The following is a 14790-nucleotide window of genomic DNA, read 5'->3' as shown; positions in this document are numbered from 1 at the left end:
CCGGTTGCCACGGTTGCCCGAGAGCTTGCGGGTCTGTTCGGCCGGGTCGATCTGGTGGTGAGTAACCCGCCCTACCTGTGGGATGACGAACGGGACCTGGTCGAACCCGAAGTCGGTAAGCATGATCCTCCTGCCGCGCTGTGGGCCGGACCAGATGGTCTGGCGGGGGTTCGAGCCGTCGCACAGGTGGCGGGCGGCCTGTTGCGCGACGGTGGGCAGTTGGTGATCGAACACTCCGACCGACACGGCTTGGCGGCCCCTGCGCTGCTACATGCACTCGACTGCTGGGACGATGTTCGGGACCATCCCGACCTGGCGGGGCGAGCCCGGTTCGTCTCAGCCTCGCGCCGGCCTCGCACGGGCCGCGAGACCGGTCGGTAGGGACCTGGCAGGGAGCGGGGCGGGGCCCCGAGGCGCCGCCGCTGTCACGACATACTCCTGAAGTGACGTACTGCCGAAGTGACGCAGCACCACGGACGTAATGGGGGAGCCAGTGAGGCCACGAGAGTCAGTGAGCGAACGGTACGACTGCGCGGACTCCGAACGGCGTACGGCCGGTCTTGAGGCGGCGACGCGCGCGGTGCGCCATGGCAGGCTCGTCGTGTTGCCCACCGACACGCTGTACGGCATTGGCGCGGACGCGTTTGACCAGGTCGCCGTGCGCGCGCTGCTGGCCGCCAAAGGCCGCGGACCGGACATGCCCGTCCCTGTACTGGTTGGTGCGTGGCGCACCCTCGACGGGCTCGTCGAGCAGGTCACCGAGCCGATGCAGGACCTGATCCGGGCATTCTGGCCGGGTGGGCTGACGCTGGTCGTGCCATATGCGCCGTCGTTGAGCTGGGATCTCGGGGATGCCCGGGGCACTGTCGCGGTGCGGATGCCACTGCATCCGGTCGCCATCGAACTGCTCGGCCGTACCGGGCCGATGGCCGTGTCCAGCGCGAACATCAGCGGTCAGGCACCTGCGACCACGGTGGAGGACGCCATGGCGCAGCTCCGTGACTCAGCCGAGGTGTACCTCGACGGCGGGCCGTGCTCGGCCGGCATCGCGTCGACGATCGTCGACTGCACCGGTGAGGTCCCCCGGGTGCTGCGGGCGGGTGCGGTCACGATGACGGCGTTGCGTGAGGTTCTGCCGTCAGTCCAGGAACCCGCGGTCACCGCATGACGCTTGCGGCCCGCTCCGGCTCTGCGCCGTAAGCTGTCGGGAGTTGGAGCAGCCGAAGGTGGGGCGTCGCGATCGGGACAAACCCATGCTAGGTCGCTCCTGGCCCGGCTGCCTGCACGCGGCATGGGTCGGCCGCGCAGCCACGGGCCAGTCGCGCAGGAGGAGAGGCAGCTTATGAGCACCCCGTTCTGGGGCCCGGACTTCGATCAGCTCCGTGCCGAGGACGAAGAGATCGCGGATGTCGTCCTGGACGAACTGGACCGACTCCGTGGGGGTCTCCAGCTCATCGCGAGTGAGAACTTCACCTCGCCTGCGGTGCTGGCGGCCCTCGGGTCGACGTTGTCGAACAAGTACGCCGAGGGCTATCCGGGCCGTCGCTACTACGGCGGGTGCCAGGTTGTCGATCGTGCGGAGGAGATCGGCATCGCCCGGGCGAAGGCGCTGTTCGGTGCCGAGCACGCGAACCTACAGCCGCATTCCGGGGCTCAGGCCAACTTCGCGGTGTACGCGGCGCTGCTCACCCCTGGCGACACCGTGTTGGCGATGTCACTACCGCATGGCGGTCATCTCACTCATGGTAGCCGAGTGAACTTCAGCGGGAAGTGGTTCGATGTCGTCGCCTACGGAGTGCGCGAGGATACCGAATTGATCGACTACGATGAGGTTCGGGACCTCGCGCGGCAGCATCGGCCCAAAATGATGATCTGTGGCGCCACCGCGTATCCCAGGTTGATCGACTTTGCGGCCTTCCGCTCGATCGCGGACGAGGTCGGGGCGTGGCTGATGGTCGATGCCGCGCACTTCATCGGCTTGGTCGCGGGCGGAGCCATCCCCAGCCCGGTGCCGCACGCCGACGTGGTCAGTTTCACCACCCACAAGGTCCTGCGTGGGCCCCGAGGTGGGATGATCCTCTGCCGGGAAGAACTTGCCCAGCGGATCGACAAGGCGGTGTTCCCGTTCAGCCAGGGCGGCCCGCTCATGCACGCGGTCGCCGCCAAAGCGGTGGCGTTGCGGGAGGCCGCGACCCCGGCCTACGCCGAGTACGCCCGTCAGGTCATCGTCAACGCCCAGGCCCTCGCGGACGGGCTCGCGGCCGAAGGCGTGCGGCCGGTCTCCGGCGGCACCGACACCCACCTCACCCTGCTCGACCTGCGCGATCTCGGCGTAACCGGTAAGGATGCCGAAGCCCGGTGTGACGCGGCGCGGATCACGCTGAACAAGAACGCCATCCCGTACGACCCGCAACCGCCTGCGGTCTCCTCCGGTATCCGCGTCGGTACCCCGGCGGTGACCACTCAGGGCATGCGGGAAGGCGAGATGAAGGAGATCGCGGCGCTGATCGCTCGGGCGGTCCGTGACCCGTCGGCGGGCACTGATGTCGCCAGAGCCGTTTCCGTCCTGGTCGGCCGGCATCCGGCCTACCGGCGCTAGCGCGGTGGTGCGGTAGGTCAGCGAAGGCGTCAGGCTATTGCGGGAGTATCTACTCGTATTCGCGGTGTCGGCGGCGGTCACCTTCCTGTGCACGCCGGTCGCGCGGGGTTTTGCCATCTGGATCGGCGCCGTCGCCACCGTCCGTGATCGTGATGTGCACGCCGTGCCGACTCCACGGCTCGGCGGACTGGCCATGCTCGCCGGAGTCGCAGCCGGTCTGGAGGTTGCCGACGAGCTGCCGTTCCTGTCCTCGGTCTCGCGGGACTGGGCGGAGCCGCATGCGGTGGGTGTCGCGAGCGTAGTGATCTGCCTGCTCGGGGTGGTGGACGATCGGTGGCCACTGGACGCGGTCACGAAGCTCGCGGGTCAGGTCGCCGCCGCCGGTGTGATGGTGCTGCTGGGAGTCCAGTGGTCGTTCGCCGTCAACCCGGACAGTGACACCACCTTCAGTCTCGGACCTGAGACAGCCGTGCCGCTTTCGATCTTCGCCACGGTCGTTCTTGTCAACGCCATGAACTTCATCGACGGGCTGGATGGCCTTGCCGCCGGGGTTGCGGCGATTGCCGCTGGGGCCACGTTCTACTTCGCCTACGAGGTCGCTGTGATCAACCACTTTTCCCGGGCGGCGCCGGGGGCCTTGCTGGCCGCGGTCACCGCCGGGGTCTGCCTCGGCTTCCTGCCGCACAACTTCAACCCGGCCAGTCTGTTCATGGGGGACTCCGGTTCGATGCTGGTCGGCCTGCTGTCGGCGGCATCCATGATCTCGGTGACCGGACAGGTCGCCTATGGCGGATACGCCGGGCCGTCCCGATCCCTGCCGTCGCTGATTCCGTTGGCCATTCCGCTGGCTGTGCTGGCGGTGCCGTTCATCGACCTCGGACTAGCCGTGATCCGCCGGACCCGCGCCGGCCGGTCGCCCTTCGCCGCGGACAAGATGCATCTGCACCACCGGATGCTGGAGATCGGAAAATCCCATGTCCGCGCGGTTCTCATCATGTACTTCTGGGCGGCCCTGCTCGGTTTCGGCGGGGTGGCCGCATCTTTCTCGCGACAACCGTTGCCTATTCTCGCCGCCGTGGTCGGCCTCGGCCTGATCGGGCTCCTGGTCCTGTTGCTGGTCGGTCAACGGTCGGTGCGGCGCGCATGATCGTTGCTACCGGACGGACGATCAGACTTGGTCTGGGCGTGCTCGCCACCCTCGCTGTTCCCAGCCTTGTGGTTGCAGGTTTCATCCGGGGCGCGGCCGGAGTTGTCGCCGTCGTACTCGGGCTGTGCCTGGTCGGGTTTTTCTTCGCGGCCAGCAAAGTGGCTGTGAGCGTTGTCGCCCAGCGCGCACGAGCGTTGGTGCTGCCAGCTGCGCTCGGCACCTACCTGGTGAAGATCATAATTCTTGGGACTCTTCTCGTGCACCTCGAAGGGTCGACCAGCATCGATCTTGCGGCTTTCGCCTGGGCCGTCTTCGTGGGGGTCTTCGGATGGCTCGGTGCCGAGCTGTGGGTTGCCACGCATACCCGGGTCCCGTTCTACGACCCCACGGTCTTCCAGGCGCGGGAAGACTCCCGGCGTGACACCCTGAACGGGTGAGCGAAGCCGAACCGACGCCGCCAGCCGGAGGCCCTGCGGAGCCGACCGGCCAAAGGCCGCGCGAGGATGGTTCTTCGCGCGCGGCCGGCGGCCCTGCGGAGCCGACAGCCGACGGACCGCCGCGTCCCCCGTACCGGCCCGGCCTGGTCTCCGATGAAGCCTGGACGGCGGTCGGCACCCTGCTGGCCGGAACCGGGTTCTGGGGGCTGGTCGGCTACGGGATTGACCGCCTCACCGGACTCGGCACGGTGTTCCTGCCGGTCGGCGTCATCGTCGGCATGGCAGCGTCGCTCTATCTTGTGATCAGCAAGGCTACGCAGCGTTTCTGATCGAGCTCGCCAGTTGCCTATGGTCTCGTCTTGGATTCTCAGCGTGAGAAGAGCGTCGTAAAAATGAACCAGCCGGCTACTTTCAGGTGAACAAGGGAGTGAACCAGCTCTGGCCGGCCTGGAGTTGATGCCGATCGCCACGGGGTGTGGATAGTATCGCCAGTGCTGGGTGTCCACTCGCGGACATCCGGTGTGAGTCGTGTCTCCCGTCGGTCCTGCCGGGCTCATGATCATGCCGTGTCGATGGATGGTCATGCGTGGTGCGGCACCGTACCCGAGAGGGAGCCGGCCCGCGCCTGGCGGGGCTGTCCCGCCTAAACCAGATAGGGTGAGTCCACACCGCCGCCGGTACGGCTGCGTCTCTTCCTTAGCTGGTGAGAGTGTATTTCGATCATGGAGGTGTCCGTCGTGCCGGTCCCCGCGGGACCCCTGGTCCTCGCTGATGAGGGCTTCAAGGGCCCGACCAAGGAGGTCTTCCAGCCGCCGCACTGGTTCGACGTCGATCTCGGACCGGTTCATTTCTACTTGAACAAGGCGACGGGGCTGGGGATCTTCGCCGCGCTCTTCGTCGGTGTGGTCTTCTGGCTCGGCTTCCGGCGGGCCACGGTCGTGCCCCGCGGATTGCAGAACGTCTGTGAGTCGGTCTACGACTTCATCGACATGTCGATCGCCCGGGACGTCATCGGGGAGAAGGGGCGGAAGTACACCCCGTACCTGGTCGTGCTCTTCAGCTTCGTGTTCATCTGTAATGTGCTTGCGATTGTTCCCGGCGCCCAGTTCCCGCCGACGTCGCGAATAGCCATTCCGATTGTTCTCTCCGCTGTGACCTATGTGCTGTTCAACTACGCCGGCATCCAGGCCAATGGCGCACGGGCGTATTTCGGGCATATGATAAACCCAGCGCCGACCGCGCCTGTCTTCGTCAAGGTTCTGCTTGGGCCGATCGAGGTCATGTCGACCATGCTCGTGCGGCCGTTCACGCTCGCGGTCCGGTTGTTCGCGAACATGTTCGCCGGCCACATCCTGCTCCTGGTCTTCTCGCTCGGCGCGGAGTACCTGCTGCCCAAGCCGCCTTTTGTCTTCGGATTCGCCTCGCTGCTCATGACGATCGTGCTGACCGGCTTCGAACTTGTCATCGACGGCTTGCAGGCATACATCATCACGATCCTCACGGCTGCCTTCATCTCCGGCGCGATCGAATCCGGCGGTGGCCATGAAAGTTCTCCAGCGACTGACCATGCTCCTGCCGTGAGCGGGGCGCCCGCGATGAGCGGCGCGCCCGCCGGGGCGCACGCATAAAAAGGTTCGGACACCCCGATCAGCACTTCGATCAGCACCGTGGCAGGTCCCGGTGCCCGACTGGAAAAGGAATATGACATGGCAGACACCTCCATGGTGCTTGCTGCTGCCAATCAGGTGAGCGGCTCCCTCGGCGCGGTGGCCTACGGCTTGGCGGCCATAGGGCCGGGTATCGGAATCGGCCTTATCTTCGGCCTCGGTGTGCAGGCCATCGCCCGCCAGCCCGAAGCGGAGCAGGTCGCCTTCCGGTACATGATTATCGGCTTCGCCCTGGCGGAAGCACTGGCTCTGATCGGCTTCGTCGTCCCGTTCGTCTTCCCCTAAGCCGGGGGGACACCGTGGTTACCGCAACACTGTTGCTGGCCGCCGGGGACAGCGCAAAGTCGGATGAGAACGTCCTTGTCCCACCGCTCGGTGAACTGCTGATCGGCGCCCTGTCGTTCGGCCTGCTGGTGGCCTTCTTCTTCTGGAAGATCTACCCGCAGATCAAGCGGACGTACGCCGAGCGGACCGAGGGAATCGAGGGCAGTCTCGCCCGTGCCGCGCACGCTCAGCAGGAGGCTCAGGAGCTTCTCACCTCCTACCGTGCGCAGCTCGCCGACGCGCAGACCGAGGCTGCCCGCATCCGTGAGGACGCCCGTGAGCAGGGAATTCAGATCCTGACGGAACTGCGTGCGCAGGCGGATACCGAGGTCGCCGAGATCAAAGCGCGGGGCGAGGCACAACTCGCCGCGGAGCGGGCGCAGATCGTCGCTCAACTCCGGCGCGAGGTCGGTGACATCGCCCTCGAGCTCGCGACGAAGATTGTCGGTCACGAGCTGGAGCGCGACGACCGCCAGCGCCAGCTGGTCGACGACTTCATCGCGGGCCTGGAGCATCCGGACGAGTCGGCGATTCCGGTTCCGGCCGGTCCGGGGGGCTGAGGCATGGAGGGATCCAGCCGACAGTCCCTGGCCTCGGCGCGAGCTCGCCTGGACGAGCTGACGGCGACCGGGCCGCCCGGTGTCGGGACGCGGTCCCGCCATCCGGTCGACCTCGGTCGTCTCGTGGACGATCTTGAAGCGATCGTGGACCTTCTCAGCCGGGAGCCGGCGATCCGCCGGGCGCTGGCCGATCCGGGAGTGCCCGGATCGGCTCGTTCCGATCTTGCCGCCCGTTTGTTCGGCGGCAAGATCTCCGCGGAAGCGCTCGACATCGTGGCGGTCGCGGCTACCGGCCGCTGGGCTCGGCCGCTCGACCTCCAGCACGCGCTGTCCGAGCTCGGGGTCGAGATCCTGCTCGCCCAGGCGCAGCGGGAGGGCGCCCTCGACGACGTGGAGGACGAACTGTTCCGGTTCGGTCGCATCCTCAACCGGACACCTGAACTGTCGTTGGCCCTCAGCGACCCGGCGGCCCCGTGGCCTGCAAAGCAGGAACTCCTGGCCAGGCTTCTGGACGGCAAGGCCAACGCCGTGACCATACGTCTCGTTCAGCGTGCTGTCGCCGAGCGTTACCACGGTGATCTCGAACGCCGTCTTGAGCAGCTGACCGTGATCGCGGCGGCACGCCGAAACCGGCTCGTCGCGGTGGTGCGCACGGCTGTACCTCTCGCGGGGGACCAGATTTTTCGGTTGCGGACAGCGATCAGTCGGTATTTTGGACGTGATGTCCAGCTCCAGATGGACGTCGACCCTTCCGTTCTGGGCGGCGTTGTCGTGCGGATCGGTGACGAGGTGGTCGACGGCAGCGTCATCCGCCGCCTCACCGACGCGCGCCGGCGGCTGCACCGATAGAGCGTTCTTGTGGACACCCAGACCTCGCATGACCTGCGGGACGTGCCCTCACCATTTATTGAAGGACCGAAGCGATGACTGAACTCTCCATTCGACCGGAGGAAATCCGCGCCGCCCTCCGGGACTACGTCGACTCCTACCAGGCATCCGTCGGGGAGCGGGAGGAGGTCGGCCGGGTCGTCGTCGCCGGCGACGGCATCGCGCGGGTCGAGGGCCTTCCGCACGTCATGACCAATGAGCTGCTGGAGTTCCATGGCGGCGTGCTGGGCCTGGCGTTGAACCTTGACATCGCCGAGATCGGCTGCGTCATCCTCGGCGAGTCCGAACACATCGAGGAAGGCCAGGAGGTCCGCCGCACCGGCCAGATTCTCTCGGTCCCGGTCGGCGACGGCTTCCTCGGCCGGGTGGTCGATCCGCTGGGCCGCCCGATCGACGGGCTCGGCGAGATCGTCTCCACCGAGACCCGTGCCCTGGAACTGCAGGCGCCCACGGTCGTCCAGCGCCAGCCGGTCAAGGAGCCGCTCCAGACCGGTATCAAGGCGGTGGACGCGATGACCGCCATCGGCCGTGGTCAGCGTCAGCTGATCATCGGCGACCGGCAGACCGGCAAGAGCGCCGTCGCGCTGGATGCGATCATCAACCAGCGGGAGAACTGGGCGACGGGGGATCCGAAGCTCCAGGTCAAGTGCGTGTATGTGGCGGTCGGGCAGAAGAAGTCGACGATCCGGGCTGTCCTCAACACCCTGGAGGAGACCGGCGCGCTGGCTTACACCACCATCGTGGCGGCGCCCGCCGACGAACCGGCCGGCCTCAAGTACCTCGCGCCCTACACCGGTTCGGCCATCGGCCAGCACTGGATGTACAACGGCCAGCACGGACTGATCGTCTTTGACGACCTGTCGAAGCAGGCCGAGGCCTACCGGGCGATCTCGCTGTTGCTGCGCCGCCCGCCGGGTCGTGAGGCATACCCCGGTGACGTCTTCTACTTGCACTCCCGGCTCCTGGAGCGATGCGCGAAGCTCTCCGACGAGCTCGGCGCCGGGTCCCTGACCGGTCTGCCGATCATCGAGACCAAGGGCAACGACATCTCCGCCTATATCCCGACGAACGTCATCTCCATCACCGACGGACAGATCTTCCTGGAGACCGACCTGTTCAACCAGGGCGTCCGGCCGGCGATCAACGTCGGTACCTCGGTCTCCCGGGTGGGTGGCAGCGCCCAGATCAAGGCGATGAAGGCGGTCGCGGGGCGGCTGCGTCTGGACCTTGCGCAGTACCGCGAGCTGGAGGCGTTCTCGGCGTTCGGCTCGGACCTCGACAAGGCATCCCGTGCCCAGCTCGACCGGGGCGCACGCATGGTCGAACTGCTCAAGCAGCCCCAGTACGAGCCCTTCCCGGTGGAGCGGCAGGTCGTGTCGATCTGGGCGGGTACGTCCGGGCAGCTTGACGATGTGCCGGTCGCGGACATCCGCCGGTTCGAGCGTGAGTTCCTCGAGTTCGTCGAGCGGAGCCAGCCGGGGGTCTTCAAGACGATCCGCGAGACGGGCAAGCTGGATGATGACACCGTCACCGCGCTGGAGCAGCTGATCGCGAAGTTCAAGGCCGAGTTCATGCTGTCGGGTGGTCAGCCGCTGGTCAACGAACCGTTGCCGGAGAGTCTGGACCCGTCGGAGCTGGAGCGCGAGGCGATCAAGATACACGAGCCGAAGCCGAAGGACGAGGACTGAGGACATGGCCGGCCAGCTCCGTGAGTACCGGCGCCGCATCCGTTCGATCCAGTCGACTAAGAAGATCACTCGGGCGATGGAACTCATTGCCGCGTCCAGGATCGTGAAGGCCAAGGCGCGGGTTGCCGCCTCCCGGCCCTACGCGGACGAGATCACCCGAGTGATCTCCGCGGTGGCGTCGCAGACCACCGTTCGTCACCCACTGACGACAGAGCATGCAGATCCGCGTCGGGTGGCGGTTCTGATGGTCACCAGTGACCGTGGTCTTGCCGGTGGTTACAACGCCAACGTGCTGCGCCGGACGGGCGAGCTGCTGGAGCTGTTGCGCTCGGAGGGCAAGGAGCCGTTCCTGTACGCGGTCGGGCGCAAGGCCGTCACGTACTACCGCTTCCGCGGTCGGGAGCTGGCCGGTGAGTTCACCGGGTTCTCCGAACAGCCGAGCTACGACAACGCCAAGGAAGTCGCCGATGCGCTGATCGCGCGGTTCGTGGCGTCCGGTGAGGCCGGCGGAGTGGACGAGATCCACGCCGTCTACACCGAGTACGTCAACACCCTGACCCAGCGACCGGTTGCGCATCGCATTCTTCCGCTTGCGCTGGAGACGACCGCCGAGCCCCCGCCCGGCGGCCCGCTCCCGCAGTACGAGTTCGAACCGTCGGCCGAGGGAGTCCTCGACGCGCTGCTCCCTCGTTACGTCGAGAGTCGGCTGTACGCGGCGCTGCTGGAGTCCGCGGCATCGGAGTCGGCGGCCCGCCAGCGGGCGATGAAGTCCGCGACGGACAACGCCGGTGACCTGATCAAGACCTACACCCGTCGGGCGAACGCCGCCCGCCAGGATGCGATCACTCAGGAGATATCGGAAATCGTGGGCGGGGCCAACGCTCTCGCCCAGGCCTCGTAGCCCGCAGAGCGACGACGGTTATACCGAAGAACCCCTGAGGGCGCCGGCTGCGGGAGGAGCCGCCGGCGACTTCGGGGTATGACATGCAGATGAACCGCTTGAAGCCGCTGGTCTCCTGATGGAGTCCTCAGCCGCGGAGGGCACCTTGATGAAGCAGAGGACGCCATGACCGTTACCACTACCTCGCCCGCCGCGGTGGAGGGCAAGGCCCCTGGGATCGGCCGGGTCGCCCGTGTTATCGGCCCGGTCGTCGATGTGGAGTTCGCGCCCGACGAGATCCCCGAGATCTACCGTGCGCTGCGCGTCGATCGCACCATCGACGGGCAGACCGCAACGCTGACGCTCGAGGTCGCGCAGCACATCGGTGACAACACAGTCCGGGCGATCTCCATGCAACAGACCGACGGTCTGGTGCGTGGAGCGCCGGTTCAGGATACCGGTTCACCTATCACGGTTCCCGTTGGCAACGCCACCAAGGGGCACCTGTTCAACGTGCTCGGCGATCCGCTCGACGTCGAAAGCATTGACACCGACGTACGCAGGTCCATCCATGCACCAGCACCGCCATTCGACCAGCTTGAGTCGAAGACGGAGATGTTCACGACCGGCATCAAGGTCATCGACCTGCTTGCGCCTTATGTGCGCGGTGGGAAAATCGGCCTGTTCGGTGGCGCCGGCGTCGGCAAGACCGTCGTCATCCAGGAAATGATCAACCGGGTCGCCACGCAGTTCGAAGGTGTATCGGTGTTCGCCGGTGTCGGCGAGCGCACCCGGGAGGGAAACGACCTGTTCCTGGAGATGACCGAGGCCGGTGTGATCAAGGACACCGCGCTTGTCTTCGGGCAGATGGACGAGCCCCCGGGCACCCGGCTGCGGATCGCTCTCGCCGCGCTGACCATGGCGGAGTATTTCCGGGACGTCCAGAAGCAGGACGTGCTGCTGTTCATCGACAACATCTTCCGGTTCACCCAGGCCGGCGCGGAGGTCTCGACCCTGCTCGGACGTATGCCGAGTGCGGTGGGTTATCAGCCGACTCTGGCCGACGAGATGGGTGTGCTCCAGGAGCGCATCACATCCACCCGCGGTCATTCAATCACTTCGCTCCAGGCAATCTACGTTCCCGCGGACGACATCACCGACCCGGCCCCGCACACCACGTTCACCCATCTCGACGCGACCACGGTGCTCTCCCGGGCCATCTCCGACCTGGGGATCTACCCGGCGGTCGACCCGCTCGACTCGACGTCGCGCATCCTCGACGCCCGCTATCTGGGGCAGGATCACTACGATGTGGCGCGTGAGGTGCAGCGCATCCTGCAGCGTTACAAGGACCTTCAGGACATCATCGCCATTCTCGGTATCGACGAGTTGTCCGAAGAGGACAAGATTCTGGTCAACCGGGCACGGCGCATCCAGCGATTCCTGTCGCAGCCGTTCTTCGTCGCCGAGCAGTTCACCGGAATCCCCGGTAAGTTCGTCCCGCTCGAAGAGACGATCAAGTCCTTCAAGAAGCTGACCGAAGGTGACTACGATCATCTCCCGGAACAGGCTTTCTTCATGTGCGGTGGGATCGAGGACGCGGAGAAGAAGGCGAAGGAACTCTAGCCAAACGGCCGGATTCACCAACTGCAGGGCCCTTGAGATCCGTGCGGTCCAGGGCCGACGACAGCGGGAAGGACGGCAGCGCGATGCCGATGCAGGTGGCGATCGTCTCGCCGGAGAAGGAAGTGTGGTCGGGGGAGGCTGACATGGTCGTCGCACGGACCACGGAAGGTGAGATCGGTGTGCTGACCGGGCATGTGCCGCTGCTCGGGGTCCTTGTCGCCGGCGGTCAAGTGCGGGTCACGACAGGCGAGCGCACGCTGACCGTCGAGGTCGACGGCGGATTCCTGTCAGTGACCAGGCAGGGGGTCAGCATCCTGGCTGAACATGCGGTCCTGGCCGGCACCTAGTAAGAGTGGTTGTCCTGATGGCGTGAGCGGCGCGAAAAATCATCTTCGCGCCGCAACCAGGCCGCAGCGTCGTCAGCTGTTGGCGCCCGGCTCCCACAGCACGTCCCCGCCGGGATTGGCGACCCGGGAGAGGATGAACAGCAGGTCGGAGAGCCGGTTGAGGTAGCGGGCGGGAAGCGCGCCGGTACGGTCCGGGTCGGCTTCGCGCAGCGCCCAGACGGACCGTTCCGCGCGGCGGGTGACCGTCCGCGCAACGTGTAGCAGTGCGGCACCGGCGGTGCCTCCGGGCAGGATGAACGAGGCCAGCTTCGGGAGGTTCTCGTTGAACCGGTCGCAGGCCTCTTCAAGCCGTTCCACATATGCGGCGGTGACCCGCAGCGGCGAGAAGCCCGAGTTTTCCACGACGGGCGTGCACAGATCCGCACCGACGTCGAACAGGTCGTTCTGCACCCGGGCGAGCAACGCCCGGATGTCCTCGGCGAGTCCGCCGAGGACCAGTGCCACGCCGATGGCGGCGTTGGCCTCGTCCACGTCCGCGTAGGCCGCGAGGCGCGGGTCGGTCTTGCGGACCCGGGACATGTCGCCGAGCGCGGTGGTCCCGTCGTCCCCGGTGCGGGTGTAGATCCGGGTCAGGTGGATGGCCATGGCGGTCACACTATGCCGCGCTCGTTCGATCGCGCGCTCGGTCGGTCGCGCGATCACACCATGGCGGGCGGCCCGACTCGACGCACCGGCCGGCCCGCGCTGACGGCCGGGTGCCCAGGCCATAGCATCGAGTCCCGTGGAACGCTTCGTGGTCAGGGGCGGGTCTCGGCTTGTCGGCGAGGTCGATGTCCCGGGGGCGAAGAACTCCGTGCTCAAGCTGATGGCCGCGAGCCTGTTGGCCCATGGTCGGACGACTCTTCGCGCCGTGCCCGACATTCTGGATGTCGCGGTCATGGCCGATATCCTGCGAGCGCTCGGGGCGACCGTCGAGCGGGATCTCGCGGGCGGCTCGCTGTCGATCGACGTGCCGGCCCGGCCCGGTGCGGCGGCCGACAGCGATGTGGTCCGCCGGATCCGGGCGTCCGTCGTCGTGCTGGGTCCGCTGGTCGCCCGCTGCGGCGAAGCCAGGGTGGCCCTGCCCGGCGGGGACGCGATCGGCACCCGCGCTCTGGACATGCACGTCAGCGGTCTGACCAAGCTCGGAGCCATGGTGGATGTCGAGGCGGGCACACTCGTGGCCCGGTCGGCCGGCCGGCTGCAGGGAGCGTCCATCTGGCTGGACTTCCCGAGCGTGGGCGCCACTGAGAACCTGATGATGGCTGGTGTGCTGGCCAAGGGCACGACCGTGATCGACAATGCCGCCCGCGAGCCTGAGATCGCAGATCTCTGCGCGATGCTGACGGCGATGGGTGCGGAGCTTGACGGTGCGGGCACGTCCACGTTGGTGATCGACGGCGTCGACGAACTGCGGCCGACCACGCACTGCACGGTCGCGGACCGGATTGTGGCCGGTACCTTCGCCATCGGCGCGCTGATGACCGGCGGGGACGTGCTGGTCCGGGGTGGGCGTGCCGATCATCTCGACATCGTGCTCGACAAGCTGACCACGGCCGGTGCCGTGGTGGCCGTCCGGCCCGACGGCTTCCGCGTCGTCGCCGACCGGCCGCCGCGGTCGATCGACGTGGTCACCCTGCCGTATCCGGGTTTTCCGACCGATCTCCTGCCGCAGACGATCGCTCTGGAAGCGGTCAGCGAAGGGGTGTCCCTCATCACCGAGAACGTTTTCGAAAGCCGCTTCGTGTTCTGTCGGGAGCTGCTGAAGCTCGGCGCGGAGCTACGCACCGACGGCCATCACGTCATCGTGCGCCGTGCGGACCGCCTGGTCGGCACCCAGGTGGTGGCCTCGGACGTCCGGGCCGGGGCCGGACTGGTGCTGGCTGGCCTGGTGGCTGACGGCATCACAGCGGTCAGTGAGGTCCACCATATCGACCGCGGCTACGGCGGCTTCGTCGAGCAGTTGCGGGCGCTGGGCGCGGACATCCATCGGGAGCCTGCTGGGGCCACGGCGCGGCGGACAGGCTGAACGGTGAGCATGACGCCATGGACCGGCGGCCCACGCCCAATTGCCTGGCGCTCTAAGTACGGCGATCCCGGGGCGGCGTCAGGCCCAGTCTCGCTCGGTGCCCGCGACAACGGCACGCGCCCGCATGGAGTCCTCGGGGAACACCATGACGTGCCAGCCGGGTAGGTGGTGGCGGCGGGTGTTCCCGTCGGCGTTCACCTGAATCGGGCCAGGTGGCGCCGCGCCTGACGTCGACCGTATCCCATGCTGACCGAGAAGCTGGCGCAGCCGGGCGGCCTCGGTGGACGTGCGGAGCGTCGCCACGGGCACCAGCATGCCGAAATCGCCGTGGCTGGTGGCGGTAGCATGGCTACCGCGCGGCCGGTTCGGCGCGAACACCCACCGGCACACCGCCACGAGTACGGCGGTGGCGGCGACGGCAATGGCCGGACCGATCGTGTAGTGCAGGCTGTTCAGTGGCACCGTCACCTCCCTGCTGTCCGAGCCGGCGGGTCGGACGGACTACATCGTCTCAGCGCGGCCGGTTCCGCGCAGGCGTTCATGCGTGGCTCGCGTCGCA

The 14790-nt window shown here is 67.1% G+C and carries 16 protein-coding genes and 1 pseudogene; 15 read left to right on the top strand and 2 right to left on the bottom strand.

Annotated elements, in window-relative coordinates; translation table 11 throughout:
- From U9980_RS05245 to U9980_RS05180, 14 genes and pseudogenes are all read left to right on the top strand, one after another.
- Positions 1-381 (top strand): annotated as a pseudogene (locus U9980_RS05245) (peptide chain release factor N(5)-glutamine methyltransferase); the annotation flags it as partial.
- 130 nt (positions 382-511) lie between these two features.
- Entirely contained in the window at positions 512-1168 is a 657-nt protein-coding gene (locus tag U9980_RS05240; RefSeq protein ID WP_322748061.1) for an L-threonylcarbamoyladenylate synthase, read from the top strand.
- Between the two features lie 174 nt (positions 1169-1342).
- Positions 1343-2599 carry a serine hydroxymethyltransferase gene (gene glyA / locus U9980_RS05235; protein ID WP_322766916.1) on the top strand — a complete coding sequence of 419 codons (1257 nt, stop codon included), beginning with the start codon at positions 1343-1345 and terminating at the stop codon, positions 2597-2599.
- Between the two features lie 37 nt (positions 2600-2636).
- Positions 2637-3746 carry an MraY family glycosyltransferase gene (locus U9980_RS05230; protein WP_322748059.1) on the top strand — a complete coding sequence of 370 codons (1110 nt, stop codon included), beginning with the start codon at positions 2637-2639 and terminating at the stop codon, positions 3744-3746.
- Entirely contained in the window at positions 3743-4183 is a 441-nt protein-coding gene (locus U9980_RS05225; RefSeq protein ID WP_322748058.1) for a hypothetical protein, read from the top strand. Before U9980_RS05230 ends, U9980_RS05225 begins: the two co-directional genes overlap by 4 nt.
- On the top strand, positions 4180-4512 hold the full coding sequence (locus tag U9980_RS05220) for an AtpZ/AtpI family protein (protein ID WP_322754951.1): 333 nt from the start codon (positions 4180-4182) through the stop codon (positions 4510-4512). Before U9980_RS05225 ends, U9980_RS05220 begins: the two co-directional genes overlap by 4 nt.
- 393 nt (positions 4513-4905) lie before the next feature.
- A complete protein-coding gene (gene atpB, locus U9980_RS05215) occupies positions 4906-5811 on the top strand; it encodes a F0F1 ATP synthase subunit A (protein ID WP_322748056.1) in 906 nt (301 codons plus the stop codon).
- A 78-nt stretch (positions 5812-5889) separates the two neighbouring features.
- Positions 5890-6135, top strand: coding sequence for a F0F1 ATP synthase subunit C (locus U9980_RS05210; RefSeq protein WP_322748055.1), 246 nt, complete (start codon positions 5890-5892; stop codon positions 6133-6135).
- Positions 6136-6149: 14 nt separating this feature from the next.
- Positions 6150-6734 carry a F0F1 ATP synthase subunit B gene (locus U9980_RS05205; RefSeq protein WP_322766915.1) on the top strand — a complete coding sequence of 195 codons (585 nt, stop codon included), beginning with the start codon at positions 6150-6152 and terminating at the stop codon, positions 6732-6734.
- A gap of 3 nt (positions 6735-6737) precedes the next feature.
- Positions 6738-7583, top strand: a complete 846-nt coding sequence (locus U9980_RS05200) for a F0F1 ATP synthase subunit delta (protein WP_322766914.1) — start codon at positions 6738-6740, stop codon at positions 7581-7583.
- A gap of 74 nt (positions 7584-7657) precedes the next feature.
- Positions 7658-9310 carry a F0F1 ATP synthase subunit alpha gene (gene atpA / locus U9980_RS05195; protein WP_322766913.1) on the top strand — a complete coding sequence of 551 codons (1653 nt, stop codon included), beginning with the start codon at positions 7658-7660 and terminating at the stop codon, positions 9308-9310.
- A 4-nt stretch (positions 9311-9314) separates the two neighbouring features.
- A complete protein-coding gene (locus U9980_RS05190) occupies positions 9315-10211 on the top strand; it encodes a F0F1 ATP synthase subunit gamma (protein WP_322748051.1) in 897 nt (298 codons plus the stop codon).
- A gap of 165 nt (positions 10212-10376) precedes the next feature.
- A complete protein-coding gene (gene atpD, locus U9980_RS05185; protein ID WP_322766912.1) occupies positions 10377-11816 on the top strand; it encodes a F0F1 ATP synthase subunit beta in 1440 nt (479 codons plus the stop codon).
- A gap of 83 nt (positions 11817-11899) precedes the next feature.
- Positions 11900-12163: a F0F1 ATP synthase subunit epsilon gene (locus tag U9980_RS05180; protein WP_322766911.1), complete on the top strand. Its 264-nt coding sequence runs from the start codon at positions 11900-11902 to the stop codon at positions 12161-12163.
- 72 nt (positions 12164-12235) lie between these two features.
- On the opposite strand, the gene U9980_RS05175 is transcribed toward U9980_RS05180, so the two are convergent.
- Positions 12236-12808 carry a cob(I)yrinic acid a,c-diamide adenosyltransferase gene (locus tag U9980_RS05175; protein WP_322766919.1) on the bottom strand — a complete coding sequence of 191 codons (573 nt, stop codon included), beginning with the start codon at positions 12806-12808 and terminating at the stop codon, positions 12236-12238.
- Between the two features lie 136 nt (positions 12809-12944).
- On the opposite strand from U9980_RS05175, the gene murA reads away from it, so the two are divergent.
- The gene (gene murA, locus U9980_RS05170; RefSeq protein WP_322766910.1) at positions 12945-14231 is read left to right on the top strand and encodes a UDP-N-acetylglucosamine 1-carboxyvinyltransferase; all 1287 of its coding nucleotides are present in this window, start codon (positions 12945-12947) and stop codon (positions 14229-14231) included.
- Between the two features lie 78 nt (positions 14232-14309).
- Here the strand turns inward: murA and U9980_RS05165 are convergent, their stop codons facing one another.
- Positions 14310-14693 (bottom strand): hypothetical protein, encoded by a 384-nt coding sequence (locus tag U9980_RS05165; protein WP_322748046.1) that lies wholly within the window; start codon positions 14691-14693, stop codon positions 14310-14312.
- Positions 14694-14790 lie beyond the last annotated feature (97 nt).

Source organism: Protofrankia sp. Cr1 (assembly GCF_963555865.1).
GTDB lineage: Bacteria > Actinomycetota > Actinomycetes > Frankiales > Frankiaceae > Protofrankia.
Note: the sequence above shows the minus strand (reverse complement) of the source record. Positions and strands in the feature narration are given on the sequence as shown.

Bases quoted from the DNA above. Each gene is read 5' to 3' on its own strand.
- glyA (WP_322766916.1), top strand. From the start codon at position 1,343: ATGAGCACCCCGTTCTGGGGCCCGGACTTCGATCAGCTCCGTGCCGAG.
- U9980_RS05225 (WP_322748058.1), top strand. From the start codon at position 3,743: ATGATCGTTGCTACCGGACGGACGATCAGACTTGGTCTGGGCGTGCTC.
- atpB (WP_322748056.1), top strand. From the start codon at position 4,906: ATGGAGGTGTCCGTCGTGCCGGTCCCCGCGGGACCCCTGGTCCTCGCT.
- U9980_RS05210 (WP_322748055.1), top strand. From the start codon at position 5,890: ATGGCAGACACCTCCATGGTGCTTGCTGCTGCCAATCAGGTGAGCGGC.
- U9980_RS05200 (WP_322766914.1), top strand. From the start codon at position 6,738: ATGGAGGGATCCAGCCGACAGTCCCTGGCCTCGGCGCGAGCTCGCCTG.
- atpA (WP_322766913.1), top strand. From the start codon at position 7,658: ATGACTGAACTCTCCATTCGACCGGAGGAAATCCGCGCCGCCCTCCGG.
- U9980_RS05190 (WP_322748051.1), top strand. From the start codon at position 9,315: ATGGCCGGCCAGCTCCGTGAGTACCGGCGCCGCATCCGTTCGATCCAG.
- atpD (WP_322766912.1), top strand. From the start codon at position 10,377: ATGACCGTTACCACTACCTCGCCCGCCGCGGTGGAGGGCAAGGCCCCT.
- U9980_RS05180 (WP_322766911.1), top strand. From the start codon at position 11,900: ATGCCGATGCAGGTGGCGATCGTCTCGCCGGAGAAGGAAGTGTGGTCG.
- U9980_RS05175 (WP_322766919.1), bottom strand. From the start codon at position 12,808: ATGGCCATCCACCTGACCCGGATCTACACCCGCACCGGGGACGACGGG.